This window comes from Actinomadura gamaensis (assembly GCF_042652125.1).
Lineage (GTDB): Bacteria > Actinomycetota > Actinomycetes > Streptosporangiales > Streptosporangiaceae > Spirillospora > Spirillospora gamaensis.
In genome coordinates, this window is sequence record NZ_JBHSIT010000017.1 from 109,692 (window position 1) to 126,382 (window position 16,691).

Sequence of the window (16,691 nt, forward strand, 5' to 3'; positions counted from 1 at the left end):
CTCCCGCGCGCTTCCGGGGCGCAGCAGGGCGGCGCCTTCCCTCGCTCGTTCCTCGCTCAGTCCAGGCGCCGCCGCGCCCCTCCAGCGCGCTCACGCTCTGTACTCCCGCCCGGTGAGGTCGAGGAAGACGTCCTCGAGGGTGGCGCCGCGGATCTGGACGCCGTCGAGGGCGTCCTTCGCGGCGAGCGCGGCGACCACCGAGGACGCGTCGCGGGTCTCGACGACCAGGGACACGCCGTCGTCGGTCACCTCGTCCACGCCGGGCAGCAGGCGGGCGTCCTCGGCCGCGAGGACGCCGGACGCGACGCTGACCCGGGTCGGGGCGTCCAGGCCGCGGACGAGCGCCGCCGGCGGGCCCAGCTTGAGGATCTGCCCCCGGTCCATGATCGCGACCCGGTCGCAGAGCACCTCGGCCTCGTCCATGTAGTGCGTGGTCAGCACGATCGTGCGGCCCTCGGTGTTGATCGAGCGCAGCACGTCCCACAGGTTGCGGCGGGCCTGCGGGTCCAGCGCCGCGGTCGGCTCGTCCAGGAAGACCAGCTCCGGGTCGTGGACGAGCGCGCACGCGATCGACAGCCGCTGCGCCTGCCCGCCCGACAGCTTCTCCACCCGCACGTCGGCCTTCTCGCTCAGGCCGACCGTCTCCAGCATCTCGTCCGCCTTGCGCGGCGAGACGCCGTACAGGGACCCGAACGTCCGCAGCTGCTCGCGCGCGGTGAGCCGCTCGAAGAAGGACGTCGCCTGGAGCTGCACGCCGATCCGCGGCAGCAGCTTCGGGTTGCGCGGCCACGGCCGCTCGCCGAGCAGCTCGACCTCGCCCTCGTCGGCCTCCCGCAACCCCTCGACGATCTCCAGCGTGGTCGTCTTCCCCGCGCCGTTCGGCCCGAGGATCCCGAAGAACTCGCCCTCGGGCACCTCGAAGGAGACCCCGTCCACGGCCCGCACGTCCCCGTACCGTTTGCGCAGGCCGCGCACGCTGATGGTGTTTTTCATGGGGCCGACCCTAGATCGGCGTGACCTGCGTCTCCAATCGTCCCGCGGGTGGATTCCGCCCTCTCCACCCCCCGTCCGGAATGTGCGGAGCGGCGAGCCTGCCGGTGGAGTGTCGGTGCTCGGGGGTACCCTCATGCCCGACCGTCCATCCCCCGAGGAGCACACGCAGTTGACCGCCGCCACCGCCGAAGCGACCGCCGACGACCAGCAGGGCTATTCAGCCCGGCACCTCTCGGTGCTGGAAGGGCTGGAGGCCGTCCGCAAGCGACCCGGAATGTACATCGGGTCCACCGACTCCAGGGGCCTCGCGCACTGCCTCTGGGAGATCGTCGACAACTGTGTGGACGAGGCCCTCGCCGGGTACTGCACGCACATCGACGTCGTCCTGCGCGCCGACGGATCGTTCGAGGTCGGCGACAACGGCCGCGGCATCCCCGTCGACATCGAACCGAAGACCGGCCTCCCCGGCGTCGAGCTGGTCATGACGCGGCTGCACGCCGGCGGCAAGTTCGGCGGTGTCTCCTACACCGCGTCCGGCGGCCTGCACGGCGTCGGCGCGTCCGTCGTGAACGCCCTGTCGGCCCGCCTCGACGTCGAGGTCGACCGCGACGGCTACACCCACGTCATCAACTTCAAGCGCGGCCTGCCCGGCGAGTTCGCCGACGAGGGACGGCCCAACGCCCGCTTCAAGAAGAAGTCCGGCCTGCGGCAGACCCGCAAGGTCGCCAAGAAGACCACCGGCACCCGCGTGCGGTTCTGGCCGGACATGCAGATCTTCCTCAAGGGCGCGACGGTCGACACCCAGCTCGTCCTCGACCGGATGCGGCAGACCGCCTTCCTCATCCCCGGCCTCACCATCGACGTCCGGGACGAGCGCGGCGAGGAGGTCGTCGAGGAGACCTTCCGCTTCGACGGCGGCATCTCGGAGTTCTGCTCCTACCTCGCCAAGGACCAGCCCATCGTCGACGTGCTCCGGCTCCAGGGCCGCGGCCACTTCACCGAGACCGTCCCGGTGCTGGACGACCAGGGGCACCTCGTCCCCACCGACGTCGAGCGCGACCTGGAGGTCGACGTCGCGCTGCGCTGGGGCACCGGCTACGACACCATCACCCGGTCGTTCGTCAACGTGATCGCCACGCCCAAGCACGGCACCCACGTCCGCGGCTTCGACCGCGCGCTGATCCGGGTCGTCAACGAGCAGCTGCGCGCGGTGAAGCTGTTGAAGAACAACGACGACGACGTCATCAAGGACGACGTCCTCGAGGGCCTCACCGCCGTGATCACCGTCCGGCTGCCCGAGCCGCAGTTCGAGGGCCAGACCAAGGAGATCCTCGGCACCTCGGCCGCCACCCGGATCGTCTCGCAGGTCGTCTCCCGCGAGCTGAAGGCCGTCTTCGAGAACCCGGCGCGCGGGCAGAAGCAGGCGCTGCGCACCGTCCTGGAGAAGATCGCGGGCGCGGCCAAGACCCGCATCGCGGCCCGCACCCAGCGCGACAACCAGCGCCGCAAGAACGCCCTGGAGAACTCGGCGCTGCCCGCCAAGCTCGTCGACTGCCGCACCACCGACGACCGCAGCGAGCTGTTCATCGTCGAGGGCGACTCCGCCCTCGGCACCGCCAAGCTCGCCCGCAACTCCGAGTTCCAGGCCCTGCTCCCGATCCGCGGCAAGATCCTGAACGTCCAGAAGGCGTCGGTCGCCGACGTCCTGAAGAACGCCGAGTGCGCCGCCATCATCCAGGTCATCGGCGCCGGCTCGGGCAGATCGTTCGAATTGGACAATGCACGCTACGGTAGGGCAATTATCATGAGCGACGCGGATGTGGACGGAAGTCACATCCGTACCCTTTTGCTCACTCTTTTCTACCGGTACATGCGTCCGATGCTGGAGGCGGGCCGCGTCTTCGCCGCGGTCCCGCCGCTGCACCGCATCGAGCTGGTCAAGCCCAAGAAGGGCCAGGACAAGTACATCTACACCTACACCGACGCGGAGCTCCGGCAGCGCCTGGTGGAGCTGGAGCGCAAGGGCCAGCGCTGGAAGGAGCCCATCCAGCGGTACAAGGGCCTCGGTGAGATGGACGCCGACCAGCTGGCCGAGACCACGATGGACCCCCGGCACCGCATGCTCCGGCGCATCCGGGTGGAGGACGCCGAGGCCGCCGCGAAGGTGTTCGAGCTGCTCATGGGCAGCGAGGTCGCCCCGCGCCGCGAGTTCATCGTCGGCGGCGCATCGGAGCTCGACATGAACCGCATCGACACCTAGAGGCGTATCCGATGTCGCTGGCCCCGGACCAGCCGCTGTTCCTCCTGGACGACGAGGGCGGATTCGTCTTCGACCGTACCGGGGCGTTGCTCGGCGACGGGGAACGGCTGGGACGGCTTCGTCGCCTCCGTCAGGTGGCGCGCGGCGATCTCGCCGGCCTTCGGATCGCCGTCGCCGAGACGCCGCACATCGTCGAGGAGTTCTACCGGGGCCCGGCTGTGCGGGTGCGCACCGCCTTCGGTCGGGTCCTGACCGTCACCGGAGACCGGATCCTGTTCGTCCTGTCGGATGACCGGCTCGTCCCGCGCAGGGCCATTGATCTACGGGTGGGCGACTCGGTCGCCCTCGGGCGTCGCCTGCCTCGTCCGGAGGTCCCGCGTACCGAGATCGACCTGCTGCGCCTGCTCTGGGGAAGCGGGCATGCCGACGCGGTCCGGGTGGAAGGCGAACCGATCAGGCGGTTGCTCGCGCTGAAGGCGGGACGCCGCCAGCCGTCGTCCTTGCGTCGGGATGAGGAGCGCGTCCGGCTTCCCCGGGAGCAGTGGAGCCGGCTGGCCGCGGTCCGCCGGGCGCGGGCCATCACCGGCGCGGACATGGCCGTGCGCATCGGTTACCGGAGGGCGTGCAGCATCAGCGAGTTCGAGACCCGCCGGTCGCTCCCACCGGTCGCGGCCTTCCGCGCCTACCTCGGTGAGCTGGGTGAGGAATGGCCTCAGGACGCCGTTGTCGTCCCCTCTCTCGTCGCGCACTGGGCCGCCACCGAGTCCGCCAACACCCGGTACAGGGCGGTCTCGCCGGCGACATGGCTGGCGACGCTGGACGCCGCCGACCTGCGCTGGCTCGACCGGCAGCCGGATCGGCGCGAACTCGTCCTCTACACGCGTGCGCACCGCGACGGTGCGGTCCCGCGCTTCCGCTCCGTGACGAAAGACCTGTGCTACGTGTTGGGCTGGTATCTCGCGGAAGGCTCGCTGTCGTCGCGCGGCGCGCGGCTCAACTTCGCGCTGGGCGCCGATGACGACCGGTACCTGCCCGGCCTGCGCGAGGCGATCTCGGTTTTCGGCGAGGGCCGTGCCACCCTTCACCTGCCCAAGGGGCGACCGAACAGCCGCCAGCTCTACGTGCAAGCGCCTATCGCCGCGCGCATGATCAGGGCCTTGGGTATGGGTGAAACGGCCGTACGAAAGCGCATTCCCGACCTGATCTTCAGCTGTTCGGAGCAGTGCCAGAAGGCTTTCCTGGAGGGGTACTACCTCGGCGACGGTACGAAGACGGCGAGCGGGCACATGCTCGCCTTCGGAACGTCCTCCCGCGATCTGGCGGCGGGTCTGCTCCACCTCCTGGCCCAGTTCGGGGTCGTCGCGTCCCTCTGCAGGACACCCGGGGGCGTCTCGACCATCGGAGGGCGGGTCGTCCGGAGCAAGCCGGGCTTCTCCGTGACGATCAGCTCGCGGCGCGGACTTCGCCAACTTTCCTGGCTTCTGGAAACAGGCTCCGTCCGCACCCGCCTACGACCGGCGGATCAGCGCGCCCAAGACGCATCCGGGCATCGACGGGTGGGTGTCGGAGACGGTGATGAGCGTGCCGGTGCGGTCGGTCGAAGTGTTCCCCTACGAGGGGCCGGTCTACGACGTCCCGGTGGGGGACGGCTATGCGGTCGTCGCGGGGACGGGCGGGTTTCTGAGCCGGTCGTCCGGGCGGCGGGACGCTCGCGTCGGGCGGCGGGTGCTGCGTTTGGGGGCCGGGCGGGCCTGATCTCCGCAGCACGCCGCCGCGACTTCTCCGATGGGGCGGGTGGCCGCCGTGGTGCGCGGGAACGCAGGGAATCAGGGTTCGCGGGTGAAGGTGTCGGCGTTGGTCAGGACGGCGTGGGCCCAGGGAAGGGTGATGCGCTCGGCGGGGTGGCCGGGGCGCGGGGGTTTGACCGCGGAGTCCTGGACGACGTGCCAGACCGTTTCGAGGCGGCCGTCGCGGAGGAGGCCGGTGAAGGAGGCGATGGAGTCGCCGTCGGCGCCGGCGCGGGTGAAGGCGAAGGTGACGCAGGCGCCGCGGTGAACGCCGGTCACGGGGACCTCCGCGCCGGCGAAGGCGCTGTCGTCGAGGGCGGTCCGGAAGGTTCCGGTGAGGGTGCCGTCGTTGTCGTCGGTGACGGTCAGCACGGAACCGTACTGGTTGCGCCACCGGCCGATCCAGGTTGTGTCCGTCATGCCTCCCAGGTTCCTCGGTGAGGGCGCGACTGGGGGAGTGGCTGGATTGTCCCGAATGAGGATTATTCTGCCAGCATGGCTCCTCATCGGGTCGTCGCGCTCGCGGTGCCGCCGCAGTCGCCGTTCGAGCTGGCCAGCGTCGCGCAGGTGTTCGGGGTGGAGCATCCGGGCGGCCCTGGGCACTACTCGTTCGAGGTCTGCGCCGAGACGCCGGGGAACGTGGAGGTCATGGCGGGGTGTCCGCTGTTCGTCGAGCACGGTCTTGACCGGATGGACATGGCCGACACGGTGATCGTGACGGGCTGGCCGGATCACGGGGCCCGTCCGTCCGAGGCGCTGGTCGCGCGGTTGCAGGCGGCGCACGGCCGGGGCGCGCGCGTCGTCGGCCTCTGCTCGGGCGCGTTCGCCCTGGCCGCCGCCGGCCTGCTGGACGGACGGGACGCCACGACCCACTGGCGCATGGCGGACGAGCTGGCCGAGCGGTACCCGTCGGTGACCGTCCGGCCGGACGAGCTGTACGTCGACCACGGCGACGTCGCGACCAGCGCCGGGACGGGCGCGGCCGTGGACCTGGCGCTCGCGCTCGTCCGCCGGGACGTCGGCGCCGCGCACGCCGCGGAGATCGCGCGCCACATGGTGCTGCCGCCTCATCGGGACGGCGGCCAGCGGCAGTACTCGCGGCTCGCGCCCCGGCCCGAGTCGGCGGCCGAGGAGACGCTGGCGTCGGTGATCGCGTGGGCCGAGGCGAACCTGCATCGGCCGATCGGTGTGCCCGACCTTGCCGCGCATGCCGCGGTGTCGCCCCGGACGCTGGCCCGCCTGTTCGAGCGGGGTTTCGGCGTCGCGCCGGGGCGCTGGCTGCTGCGGCGGCGGATCGAGACGGCCCGGACGCTGCTCGAACGGACGGACGCGACCGTCGACGCCGTCGCCGGGGCCTGCGGTTTCTCCGACACGTCCAACTTCCGGCGCCGGTTCGCCGCCGAGACCGGGACGACGCCCGGACGCTACCGCCGGGTGTTCTCCACCCCGGGGTGGAGAGGCTGAACTCCGGCTCCGGTCCGATCCGCCGGAGGGGCCTTGATCCGTAGCTTCGGAGCATGAGCACTTTGGCGAACGTCCTGGTCGTCCTCCTGGTTCTCGGGCTGGTGCTGCGGCGGCAGCTCACGGCGCAACGGATCAACGAGGCGAAGATGTACACGCTTCCGGCGATCCTCCTCATCGTCGGCGTCGTGCAGGGCGGGTTGATCGACCACGCGCACCGCGCGCTGAGCGTCGGGATGCTCGCGGTGGAGGTGGTCGTCGGGCTGCTGCTCGGCGCGCTGCGCGCGGCGACGATGCGGCTGTGGCGCGAGCCGGACGGGTCCCTGTGGCGCAGCGGCGGCGGCCTGACGCTCGCGGCCTGGGTCCTCTCGATCGCCGTCCGCCTGGGGCTGATGGGTATCGCCTACGCCCTCGGGGTCAAGACCGGCAACGGCAACCTGCTGGCCTTCCTCGGCGTGTCCCTGCTCGCGCAGTTCGCGATCATCGACCTGCGGTCCCGGTCGCTCCCGCTGAGGCGCGCCGGCGTTAACGTCACGGCATGAGCGAACGTCCGGCGGCGCGTCCACCCCGCATCCCTTCCGAGGACGCGCCCCACCCTTCCCTCGACGCACTCAGCGCCTCTCCGGAGGACGTCCCCCACCCTTCCCTCGACGCACCCAGCGCCCCTCTGGAGGACGCGCCCCGCCTTCCTGCAGACGCGACCGGCGTCCCTTCGGAGGACGCGCCCCGGTCGTCCGGCGATGCGATGCGGGTGGCTCCTGAAGGCACGCCTAGTGCGTCCGAGGAGGCGGGCCGCGAGGGTTCTGAGGGCCGGCGCGGGAGGCGGGGGCGGAAGGGGCCACTGGCCTTTTTGGGCGGGTATGTGTCGTTCCAGGGGTGGTGGGACGCGTGCGACGGCGTCCGGCGGGTCGGGCAGGACGACCGGCCCGGTGACCGCGTCGGACGGGCGATCGCACGGGTCAGCCTGCTGCTCTGGGGCCTCGGGTTCTACTTGCTGGCGGTGCTGAAGTCCGGTCCGCACGCGCCCTCCGAATGGGCCGGGCTGGCCGTCCTGAACCTGCTCGCCGCCGGCGGGATCGCCTGGGCGCTGCTCGTGCACGCGCGCGACAACGCGTCCCGGTGGGTGATGCTGCCGCTGGGGATATCCGTCGTCGCCTCCTACGGCGTGAACCTGATCGAGCCGCACGTCGGCGCGAACACCCTGGCGTACATCGCGACCGGGATCGCCGCCGCCCGCCGTCCGGGTGTGGACGGCGCGCTGTTCACCGCCGGCGCCGCGGCCCTGCTCGCGGGCGTGCAGCTCGTCGCCGACGGTTCGGTGGACGGCTGGACGATCGTCGCGTTCGTCGGCGTGTACGCGGCCGCGCAGGCGCTGCGCGAGCGGCGCTGGCGGCGGCGGTCGGAGGCGAACGAGGCGACGCTGGCCGAGCGGTCCCGGATGGCGCGGGAGATCCACGACATCCTCGCGCACTCGCTGTCGGCGCAGATCGTCCATCTGGAGGGGGCGCGGCTGCTGCTCACCCGCGACGGCGACCGCGAGCGGATCCTGGAGCGGGTCGAGCGGGCGCAGCGGCTCGCGCGGACCGGTCTGGAGGAGACCCGCCGCGCGCTGGCGGCGCTGCGCGGCGAGGCGCCGCCGCTGGACGAGGCGCTCGCCGAGCTCGCCGACGAGTTCCACGCCGCGACGGGCCGTCCGGCCGACCTGGAGATCACCGGGACGCCGCACGAGCTGACCACGGCGAAGACGCTCGCGCTGGTCCGGACGGCGCAGGAGGCGCTGACGAACGTCCGCAAGCACGCGCCCGGGGCGTCGGTCCGGATCCGGCTGGACCACTCCCCGGACGCCGTCGAGCTGACCGTCACCGACACCGGCGGCACCGAGGACCCGATCGTCACGACGGGCGGCGGCTACGGGCTGATGGGCATGCGGGAGCGCGCGGAACTCGTTGGTGGGACCCTGGAGGCCGGACCGGACGGCAAGGGCTTCCGGGTGGCGCTTCGGATACGGGTGTGACGGACGAACGAGTGACGCGGGTCGTCGTCGTGGACGACCAGACGGTGGTGCGGGAGGGGCTCGTCCTGCTGCTGGAACTGCTGCCGGGCCTGGAGGTGGCGGGTTCGGCGGGGGACGGCGAGGAGGCGCTGGCGCTGGTCGCGCGGGAGGCGCCCGACGTGGTCCTGATGGACCTGCGGATGCCCCGCATGGACGGCGTGGAGGCGACCGCGAAGATGCGCGAGCTCCATCCGGAGGTGCAGGTGGTCGTGCTCACCACCTACGCCGACGACGAGTCGATCTTCGCGGCGCTGCGGGCGGGCGCGCGCGGCTACCTCACCAAGGACGCGGGCGCGGACGAGATCGCGCGCGCGATCGAGGCCGTGCGCGGCGGGCACGCGCAGCTGGACCCGGCCGTCCAGCGCCGCCTGGTCGAGGCGGTCGCCTCGGGCGAGCCGCGCCGGACCCGCGACACCGGCCTCCCGGACGGCCTGACCCGCCGCGAGGCCGAGGTCCTGACGCTGATCGCGCGCGGCCGCTCCAACGCGGAGATCGCCCGGGACCTGTTCATCAGCGAGGCCACAGTGAAGACCCACATCAACAACCTGTTCACCAAGGCGGGCCTCCGCGACCGGGCCCAGGCCGTGACCTACGCCTTCCGCAACAACCTGGTCCCCGACGACTGAACCGGCCCGCGCGGGCCCGCACCGGTCGCCCGCCCCGGACGCCAGCCCCGGTCGCCAGCCCCGGTCGCCAGCCTCGGTCGCCCGCCCTGGTCGCCTGTCGGTCGCCCGCCCCGGTCAACCGTCGGTCGGTCGGCTCGGTGTCACTGCCGCTGGGCGCGGAGGCCGTTCATCATGGCGTTCTCGCCCGCGGTCCAGCCGCCGTCCACGGCGAGTTCGGCGCCGGTGAGGTAGGACGCGGCGTCCGAGATCAGGAACGCGACCGCCTCGCCGATCTCCTCGGGGACGCCGGTGCGGCCGAGCGCGGAGAGCGGGAAGGTCCCCTCGCCCTCGGCCGCGCCCGCCGACTCGACGGTCATCGGCGTCACGGTCATGCCGGGGTGGACGGAGTTGACGCGGATCCGGTCCGCGCCGAGCTCCACCGCGGCGATCTTGGTGAGCCCGCGCACGCCCCACTTGGACGCGCCGTATCCCGAGGTCAGCGGCAGTCCGGTCAGCCCGGCGGCGGACGAGATGTTGACGATCGACCCACCGCCCGCGGCGCGCATCGCCGGGATCACGCTCTTGATCCCGAGCCAGACGCCGAGCAGGTTGATCTTCAGGACCTTCTCGAAGTACTCCTGCGGCTCGTCCTCGATGGTCTGGCCGGACGCGATGCCCGCGTTGTTGACCAGGCCGTCCACGCGGCCGTAGGTCTCGACGGCCCGGTCGACGACGGCCCGCCAGCCGTCCGCGCTGGACACGTCGTGCGTCACGAAGATCCCGCCGATCTCGGCCGCCGTCTTCTCGCCCTCCTCGGCGAGCACGTCGGTCACGACGACCTTCGCGCCGTCCCGTGCCATCCGGCGCGCGGCCGCGGCGCCGAGCCCGCGCGCGCCGCCCGTGACGATGACGACCTTGTCCCGGAGTCCGGACATCGGTGTCCCTCCCTGCGTTCGACCTTGAACTGTCACCTCCAGGTGTATTCCAAATTGGAATATCCTCCAAATCTTTGATCAAGCTTCCCGGCGCATCCGCGCAGGTGGACGTGCTGGCTAGGCTGGGGGACATGTCCACCGCCGCCGACGACCAGCCCCCGGCCGACGACCGGACGGCCGCAGAGTCGGCTGCGGAGGCGGCTGCGAAGCTGCCCGCGACGGCGTGGGCCGTGCTCGGCGTCCTGGCGTTCGGCGAGGAACTGACCGGCTACGAGATCCGGCAGTGGACCGAGCACATCCTGCGGTTCTTCTACTGGAGCCCGGCGATGAGCCAGATCTACTCCGAGCTGAAGCGGCTGGAGCGCGTCGGGTACGCCGCGTCCCGCGAGGTCTCGGGGGAGGACGGCCGTCCGCGCCGGGTCTACGCGATCACCGCCGCCGGGCGCGCGGCGGCGGCCGACTGGGTCGCGCACGCGCCGGTCGAGCCGCCCGTCCTCAAGCACGGCCCGCTGCTGCGCGTCTGGCTCGGCCACCTCGCCGAACCGGACCGCCTCCGCGAGGTCGTCGCCCGCCACCGCGACGAGAGCGCGGGCCTGGCGGCCGAGGCCGACGACGCCCGCCGCGTCGCCGCGACCGTCGCCGGCTGGGCCTACCCCGAACTCGTCGCCCGCTGGGCCGCCCGCTACCACGCCGCCGAACGCGACCTCGCCGAGAAGCTCCTCGAAGACCTGGACGAACTCCTCGCGTCCGGCCGCGCCCCCGGCCCGTCCGACCTCTGAACGGCCGGCGCGGCGCCGGCGTCCGGCCTCTGAACGGCCAGACGCAGCCGAGCGGTCACCCGCAGCTGGACGGTCAGAGGCAGATGGACGGTCGGCCGGAGCCGAGCGGTCAGCCGCGGCGCCGGCGTCCGACCGGGGCCGCAGGTCGTCAGATGCAGCGGCGGCGCAGCCGGTGGACGGCGACGGCGAGCAGCACCAGCGCCAGTCCCGCGAAGATCGAGAATTCGGTGAGCTGGAACGTCCAGAAGCGCGAGGCGGGCTGGTACACGGTCTTCAGTTGCAGCCCGAGGCTCCGCAGGTAGGCGTCGGGGTCGTGCATCGCCTGCGTCCTGTCCTGCAACGCCGCCTGCTGCGCGTTCGAGAGCGTGCGCCCGGACGCGTCGACCAGGTCGTATCCGAGCGTCCAGCCGGGCTTGCCGGGAGTCACGGGCACCGCGCTCGGGCCCACCGTCTGATGGAGCGTCGGCGCGGAGAGTCGGCTCACCGGCGCCTGGTAGCGCTGCCGCAGCCAGAACTCGACCGGCATCCGGACGGCCATGAACCCGGCGAACGCGACCACGATCGCCGGGACCGTCCGGCGCAGGAGCAGCCCGGCGAGGACGCCCAGCGCGAACGCGTACAGCGTGTACCCGATGAGCGACAGTCCTTCGAGGTCGAACGCGCCGGGAGCGAACCGTCCCGAGACGTCGTCCACCGGGGCGCGGAACCACCTGAACACCAGGCTCAGAGCCGCGCAGACCACCACGATCCCGGCGCCCACCAGGGCGATCCGCTGCGTGAACCAGCGAACGCGCGGCACCGACTGCGTCCACGCCAGCCGCCATGTGCCCTGTTCGTACTCGCGTCCGAGCAGCCCGGCGCCGACGATCGCGCCGATCAGTCCCGGCAGCGGGCTGAACCAGGTGGACAGATGGTTCGCGACCTCGTTGAACTGGGCCATGAACGCCTGGAGCGCCGTCTGGCAGCGGTCGCCGCCGGTGTCGGTAGCCAGGCACGCCGCGACCCCGTGTGACGCGTACGACCCGCGCACGGCCTCCCCGTAGGGCAGGAACACCGCCATGACCAGCGCGACCAGCGCCAGGCCCACGTACACCTGAGCCCGGTGCATCCGCCACGTGAACCAGATCATCGCGTCACCGCCGGTCGTTCGAGGTAGGCGAGGATCAGTTCCTCCAGACCCACCGGATGCTCCTGCCAGATCGGATGCAACGCCGTCTCCTCCAGGCCGGTCCGGACGAGCAGGTCGCTGTGCCGCTCGCTGTGGACGGCCCGCACCACGCCGGGCACCTCGGCCGCCGCCTCCCGCGGGCCGCTCAGGAGCCGGTGCGCCGCGAGCACGTCGTCGATCGCGCCGTCCAGCCGGACCGTCCCGCGGTCGAGGACGACCAGCCGGTCGCACACCGCCTCCAGGTCGGCGATCACGTGGGACGACAGCAGCACCGTCACGCCGTCCTCGGCGACGGCCGACATCAGCGTCCGGCTGAAATCCCGACGCGCGACCGGATCGAGGTTCGCGAGCGGCTCGTCCAGCACGAGCAGCCGCGGACGCTTGGCCACGGCGAGCGCCAGCGACACCTGCGCCTGCTGCCCGCCCGAAAGCGCCCCGGCGCGCTTGTTCATCGGGATGCCCAGCGCGTCGAGCCGCAACTCGGCCAGCGTCCGGTCGAACCCGGGATTGAGCGCCTGCCCCATCCGCAGCAGTTCCGGGACCGTCAGCCCCCGGTACAGCGGATGCTCCTGCGCGACGAACCCGACCTTCGCGAGCGCCTCGGCCGACCCGCCGGCCGCGTCCTCGCCGAACACGCGCACCCGCCCCTCGGTCGGACGCAGCAGCCCGCACACCAGGTGCATCAGCGTCGTCTTCCCGGCCCCGTTCGGCCCCACCAGCGCCACGACGGACCCGGCGGGCAGGCTCACCGAGCAGTCCCGCAGCGCCCAGGACCGCCCGAACCGCATCCCGAGGCCCTCGGCCTCCAGCGCCGCCGTCATGCCACCCCCTCGGCCCGGACGTCGTTCCGCACGGCCGCGATCAGCGCCGTGACGGTCTCCTCGTCCAGCCCGGAGTCCCGCGCGTCCCGCACCCACCGCTCCAGCGACCGCCGCAGCCGCGCGTAGTGCCCCGGCGCCACCGCTTCGACCTCCGCGGTGACGAACGTCCCCTGCCCCGGCTTGGCCTCGACGATCCCCTCGTTCTCCAGCTGCCGGTACGCCTTCACCACCGTGTTCGGATTGATCGTCAGAGACCCGACGACCTCCTTGACCGTCGGCAGCTGGTCCCCCCGCCGCAGATACCCGAGCAACAACGCCTGCCGTACCTGCTGCACGAGCTGCAGATACGGCGGCACCCCGCTCCGCCCGTCCAACCGAAACCGGAACACCCCGACACCCTTCTACTATGATGTTAGTAGAACGGTAGAACCGAACCCCCGCCCCGTCAATCACGAAAACGTACGTGACCAATCGGTCATCCTCTGTAGCATCAGGAGAGTGTCCAAACCCCCGGCCAGGCGCTCCGACAAGAAGCTCTTTGACGAGATCGGCGTCAAGTCCGAGGCCAAAGGGGAGCAGCGGATGCTGCTGACCGTGCTGGAGGCTCGGGGGTTGCGGCCTTCGGAGGCCGAGCGGGAGCGGATTCTCGGCTGCTGGGACAGTGTCGTTCTCGAGCGGTGGGGGACGCGGGCGGTGAACGCCGCGTCGATGGCGGACGTGTTCCGCGACTGACGCCCTTGGCCGTGGAGCGCCGGGGGCCCGCGGGCATCCGGCGCTCCGGCGTTCAGAGGGTCGTCATGAGGTGGGCTCGGTGGGAGGACGGGGAGCCCCAGGCGTTGAGGAGGGCGCGGGACTTGCGGATCCACAGGGACGGCGCGTACTCGGCGGTGTAGGCGATCGCGCCGTGGATCTGGAGGGCGGTCTTGGCGGTGGCGTAGCCGGCCTCGGCGGCGGCGATCTTGGCGGCGGACGCGTCGCGGGCGAAGTCGGCGGTGCCGTGGGAGAGGGCCGCGGCGTGGACCAGGGGGCGGGCGAACTCCAGGTCGATGAGGGCGTCGGCCAGGTGGTGCTTGACGGCCTGGTACTCGCCGATGGGGTGGCCGTACTGGTTGCGGGTCCTCGCGTAGTCGACGGACAGTTCCAGGAGGCGGCGGCCCAGGCCCAGGTGCTGGGCGGCGCAGAGGAGGGCGGCCAGGTGCGGGGCCGTTCCGTCCGCTCTGCCGAGCGCGCGGGTCGGCGTCACTTCGTAGAGGCGGCGGGACGGGTCGATCGACGGGCGCAGGGCCTTGGTGGGTTCGGCCTCGCAGAGGTCGCCGTTCTCGATGGTGAGGACGAGGTCGGCGGCGTCGGCGTCCAGGGCGTAGGGCGCGGCGAGGGTGACCAGGGTCTCACCGGCGGCGATCCGGGGCAGCCAGCGAGTGTCGCCGACCGCGGTCAGCAGGGTCGCGGCGGTGAGGGTCTCGACGACCGGGCCGGGGACGGCGTGACGCCCCAGCTCGTGCAGGGCGATGACCAGCTCGACCGGGAGCAGGCCCGCGCCGTCGTGCTCCTCGGGGACGGCGAGCGCGAACAGGCCCGCTTCGGCCAGGGACGTCCAGACGCGGCGTCCGGGCGCGTGGTCGCCGGACGACCAGGCGCGGACGGCGGACGGCGTGTCGGCCTGGTCGAGGAGCTTGTCCAGGCTGGCGGCGAACAGGCGCTGCTCCTCGGACGGGACGAACTTCATCGGGCCCCCCTCGGCAGGCCGAGCACGCGCTCGGCGATCACGTTGCGCTGGATCTCGTTGGTGCCCGCGTAGATCGGGCCCGCGAGGGAGAAGACGTAACCCTCCAGCCAGTCGCCGCCGAGCTCGCCGTCCGGGCCGAGGAGGTCGAGGGCGGTCTCGTGCAGCGCGATGTCGAACTCGGACCAGAACACCTTGTTCAGGCTGGATTCGGCGCCGATGTCGTCGGTGCGGGAAATCGTCTCGAAGCCCTTCAGGCGGTAGGCGCGGGCCTTGAGCCAGGCGTCGGCGACGCGGTCGCGCAGGGCCGTGTCGGACGGGTCGGCGCGTTCCCGCCAGAGGGCGAGGAGGCGGTCCGCGGCGGCGGTGTAGCGGCCGGGGGAGCGCAGGGTGAGGCCGCGCTCGTTGCCCGCGGTGGCCATCGCGACCTTCCAGCCGTCGCCCGGCTCGCCGATGACGTCGGCGTCCGGGACGAACACGTCGTCCAGGAAGAGTTCGGCGAAGGCGGGTTTGCCGTCGATGCGGCCGATCGGGCGGATCGTGACGCCGGGCGCGTCGAGCGGGAACATCAGGTACGTCAGGCCGCGGTGCCGGGACGATCCGGGGTCGGACCGGAACAGGCCGAACGCGCGGTCCGCGAACGCGGCGCGCGAGCTCCAGGTCTTCTGGCCGTTCAGCAGCCAGCCGCCGTCCGCGCGGGTGGCGGTGGAGCGCAGCGCGGCGAGGTCGCTGCCCGCGCCCGGCTCGGACCACGCCTGCGCCCAGATCACCTCGCCGCGCGCCATCGGCGGCAGGACGCGCCGGATCTGCTCGGGCGTCCCGTGCGCGAGCAGGGTGGGGGCGAGGAGGTTGATGCCGTTCTGGGAGACGCGTCCGGGCGCGCCCGCCGCGTAGTACTCTTCCTCGAAGATCAGCCATTCGAGCGGGGTGGCGTCGCGTCCGCCGTGTTCGGACGGCCAGTTGACCGTCGCGTAGCGGTCCGCGCCGAGTGTGCGCTCCCATTCGCGGTGGGCGGCGAACCCCTCGGCGGTCTCCAGCGAGGGCAGGGGTTCGGCGGGGACGTGCGCGCGCAGCCAGGCGCGGACCTCCGCGCGGAACGCGTCGTGCTCGGGGGAGAAGTCGAGATCCATCAGCGGCGGCCTTCACCTCGGTCCATCTAACAACTGTTTGGTAGATTAAACCACGCGGGCCGGGCGGTGCCGGGCCGGGGGCGCACCCGTTCGTCCGCCGAGCGCCCGCGGACCAAGGGACGGCAAGGATCCGGTCAAGTGCCCCGGCCCCGGCTGAGCTGCGACGCAGCATGGGAGCGGCCCCCGCACGCACGACCGAGAGGACGCTCCGGTGCCCAAGAGCTGGATGATCGCCGACTATCTGCGTCCCTACGCGCAGTGGCGGATCGACCGGGCCGAGGAGCGCGACGACGGCCGGAACGCCCGCGCCGCCATCGGACTGATCGACGCGGCGGCCTACGCGATGCAGCTGGACGACAGCGACCGCGTCATCGTGCGCCTCGCGATCGCGGGCTGCTTCGCCTTCGAGCGCTTCAACCCGGGCACCGAGGGCGAGCGCCTCATCCGCCGCTGGCACTACGACGACACCACCGGCGCCCCCCGCGACCTCCTCGTCGCCCTCGCCGACGCCGCCGAACGCGGCATCGGGCAGGACGCCGCCCATCCGCCGTCCCGTCCGACCACGCGCTGGCGCAACACCGACCGCGACGGCGCCCGCTCCGTCCCCGCCGCCCGCGACTCCGAAGCCGTCCACTCCCCAGGCCCCGTCCCCTTGGACCCGGACGCGCCCCATCCCGCCGACACCGCGGACGGCGCCGGTGCCGGACGGGGTGCAAGCAGGAGCAAGGGGGCAGGGAGTGCGGACGGCGGTCGGGCTGGTCGGAGCGCGGATCGGGCGCGCACGAAGCGTCCGAAAGGGGACAAGTCGCGAGCCGCGCGCGCGGCGGACGCCGTCCGAGCCGATCGGGCCGAAGAGGTCGCGGTGAAGCCGCCGCGACCGCGGCGCGGCGAGTCCTTCCCAGCCTGACCGGACAAGCCCGGCCTGACCGAGCAAGCCCGGCCTGACGGAGCCAGCCCAGCCTGACCGGGCAAGCGA

16 protein-coding genes and 1 pseudogene are annotated in these 16,691 nt (G+C 72.4%); 9 read left to right on the forward strand and 8 right to left on the reverse strand.

The window, feature by feature from the left end:
- Nucleotides 1–90 precede the first annotated feature (90 nt).
- Nucleotides 91–993, reverse strand: a complete 903-nt coding sequence (locus tag ACFPCY_RS39715) for an ABC transporter ATP-binding protein (protein ID WP_378264447.1) — start codon at nucleotides 991–993, stop codon at nucleotides 91–93.
- A gap of 169 nt (nucleotides 994–1,162) precedes the next feature.
- On the opposite strand from ACFPCY_RS39715, the gene ACFPCY_RS39720 reads away from it, so the two are divergent.
- Nucleotides 1,163–3,253: a DNA gyrase/topoisomerase IV subunit B gene (locus ACFPCY_RS39720; protein ID WP_378264525.1), complete on the forward strand. Its 2,091-nt coding sequence runs from the start codon at nucleotides 1,163–1,165 to the stop codon at nucleotides 3,251–3,253.
- Between the two features lie 1,163 nt (nucleotides 3,254–4,416).
- Nucleotides 4,417–4,620, forward strand: a pseudogene (locus ACFPCY_RS39725) (LAGLIDADG family homing endonuclease); the annotation flags it as partial.
- 459 nt (nucleotides 4,621–5,079) lie between these two features.
- Here the strand turns inward: ACFPCY_RS39725 and ACFPCY_RS39730 are convergent.
- On the reverse strand, nucleotides 5,080–5,625 hold the full coding sequence (locus ACFPCY_RS39730; protein WP_378264527.1) for an avidin/streptavidin family protein: 546 nt from the start codon (nucleotides 5,623–5,625) through the stop codon (nucleotides 5,080–5,082).
- On the opposite strand from ACFPCY_RS39730, the gene ACFPCY_RS39735 reads away from it, so the two are divergent.
- The 4 genes from ACFPCY_RS39735 to ACFPCY_RS39750 all read left to right on the forward strand — a co-directional run bounded on the left by ACFPCY_RS39735 (nucleotide 5,536) and on the right by ACFPCY_RS39750 (nucleotide 9,180).
- Complete coding sequence (locus tag ACFPCY_RS39735) at nucleotides 5,536–6,504, forward strand: GlxA family transcriptional regulator (protein ID WP_378264449.1); 969 nt, start codon at nucleotides 5,536–5,538, stop codon at nucleotides 6,502–6,504. The genes ACFPCY_RS39730 and ACFPCY_RS39735 overlap by 90 nt on opposite strands.
- Before the next feature lie 53 nt (nucleotides 6,505–6,557).
- On the forward strand, nucleotides 6,558–7,043 hold the full coding sequence (locus tag ACFPCY_RS39740; RefSeq protein ID WP_378264451.1) for a hypothetical protein: 486 nt from the start codon (nucleotides 6,558–6,560) through the stop codon (nucleotides 7,041–7,043).
- A gap of 320 nt (nucleotides 7,044–7,363) precedes the next feature.
- Nucleotides 7,364–8,515, forward strand: coding sequence for a sensor histidine kinase (locus ACFPCY_RS39745; RefSeq protein ID WP_378264453.1), 1,152 nt, complete (start codon nucleotides 7,364–7,366; stop codon nucleotides 8,513–8,515).
- On the forward strand, nucleotides 8,512–9,180 hold the full coding sequence (locus ACFPCY_RS39750) for a response regulator (RefSeq protein WP_378264455.1): 669 nt from the start codon (nucleotides 8,512–8,514) through the stop codon (nucleotides 9,178–9,180). Before ACFPCY_RS39745 ends, ACFPCY_RS39750 begins: the two co-directional genes overlap by 4 nt.
- A 140-nt stretch (nucleotides 9,181–9,320) precedes the next feature.
- Here ACFPCY_RS39750 and ACFPCY_RS39755 read toward each other — a convergent pair whose 3' ends face one another.
- Nucleotides 9,321–10,094 (reverse strand): glucose 1-dehydrogenase, encoded by a 774-nt coding sequence (locus ACFPCY_RS39755; RefSeq protein ID WP_378264457.1) that lies wholly within the window; start codon nucleotides 10,092–10,094, stop codon nucleotides 9,321–9,323.
- Between the two features lie 74 nt (nucleotides 10,095–10,168).
- Between ACFPCY_RS39755 and ACFPCY_RS39760 the strand changes: the two genes are divergently transcribed.
- Nucleotides 10,169–10,873 carry a PadR family transcriptional regulator gene (locus tag ACFPCY_RS39760; protein WP_378264459.1) on the forward strand — a complete coding sequence of 235 codons (705 nt, stop codon included), beginning with the start codon at nucleotides 10,169–10,171 and terminating at the stop codon, nucleotides 10,871–10,873.
- 148 nt (nucleotides 10,874–11,021) lie between these two features.
- On the opposite strand, the gene ACFPCY_RS39765 is transcribed toward ACFPCY_RS39760, so the two are convergent.
- Genes ACFPCY_RS39765 through ACFPCY_RS39775 form a run of 3 tightly spaced genes read right to left on the reverse strand, consistent with a single transcriptional unit; the run spans nucleotide 11,022 to nucleotide 13,218 of the window.
- On the reverse strand, nucleotides 11,022–12,002 hold the full coding sequence (locus tag ACFPCY_RS39765; protein WP_378264461.1) for a hypothetical protein: 981 nt from the start codon (nucleotides 12,000–12,002) through the stop codon (nucleotides 11,022–11,024).
- On the reverse strand, nucleotides 11,999–12,862 hold the full coding sequence (locus ACFPCY_RS39770; protein ID WP_378264463.1) for an ABC transporter ATP-binding protein: 864 nt from the start codon (nucleotides 12,860–12,862) through the stop codon (nucleotides 11,999–12,001). The genes ACFPCY_RS39765 and ACFPCY_RS39770 overlap by 4 nt, the downstream gene beginning before the upstream one ends.
- A complete protein-coding gene (locus tag ACFPCY_RS39775) occupies nucleotides 12,859–13,218 on the reverse strand; it encodes a GntR family transcriptional regulator (protein WP_378264465.1) in 360 nt (119 codons plus the stop codon). The genes ACFPCY_RS39770 and ACFPCY_RS39775 overlap by 4 nt, the downstream gene beginning before the upstream one ends.
- 142 nt (nucleotides 13,219–13,360) lie before the next feature.
- On the opposite strand from ACFPCY_RS39775, the gene ACFPCY_RS39780 reads away from it, so the two are divergent.
- Nucleotides 13,361–13,594 (forward strand): hypothetical protein, encoded by a 234-nt coding sequence (locus tag ACFPCY_RS39780; protein ID WP_378264467.1) that lies wholly within the window; start codon nucleotides 13,361–13,363, stop codon nucleotides 13,592–13,594.
- Between the two features lie 52 nt (nucleotides 13,595–13,646).
- Here ACFPCY_RS39780 and ACFPCY_RS39785 read toward each other — a convergent pair whose 3' ends face one another.
- Nucleotides 13,647–14,588 (reverse strand): acyl-CoA dehydrogenase family protein, encoded by a 942-nt coding sequence (locus ACFPCY_RS39785; RefSeq protein WP_378264469.1) that lies wholly within the window; start codon nucleotides 14,586–14,588, stop codon nucleotides 13,647–13,649.
- A complete protein-coding gene (locus ACFPCY_RS39790) occupies nucleotides 14,585–15,715 on the reverse strand; it encodes an acyl-CoA dehydrogenase family protein (protein ID WP_378264471.1) in 1,131 nt (376 codons plus the stop codon). The genes ACFPCY_RS39785 and ACFPCY_RS39790 overlap by 4 nt, the downstream gene beginning before the upstream one ends.
- A gap of 211 nt (nucleotides 15,716–15,926) precedes the next feature.
- Here ACFPCY_RS39790 and ACFPCY_RS39795 point away from each other — a divergent pair, with 211 nt between their 5' ends.
- Nucleotides 15,927–16,622: a hypothetical protein gene (locus tag ACFPCY_RS39795; RefSeq protein WP_378264473.1), complete on the forward strand. Its 696-nt coding sequence runs from the start codon at nucleotides 15,927–15,929 to the stop codon at nucleotides 16,620–16,622.
- Nucleotides 16,623–16,691: the final 69 nt, after the last annotated feature.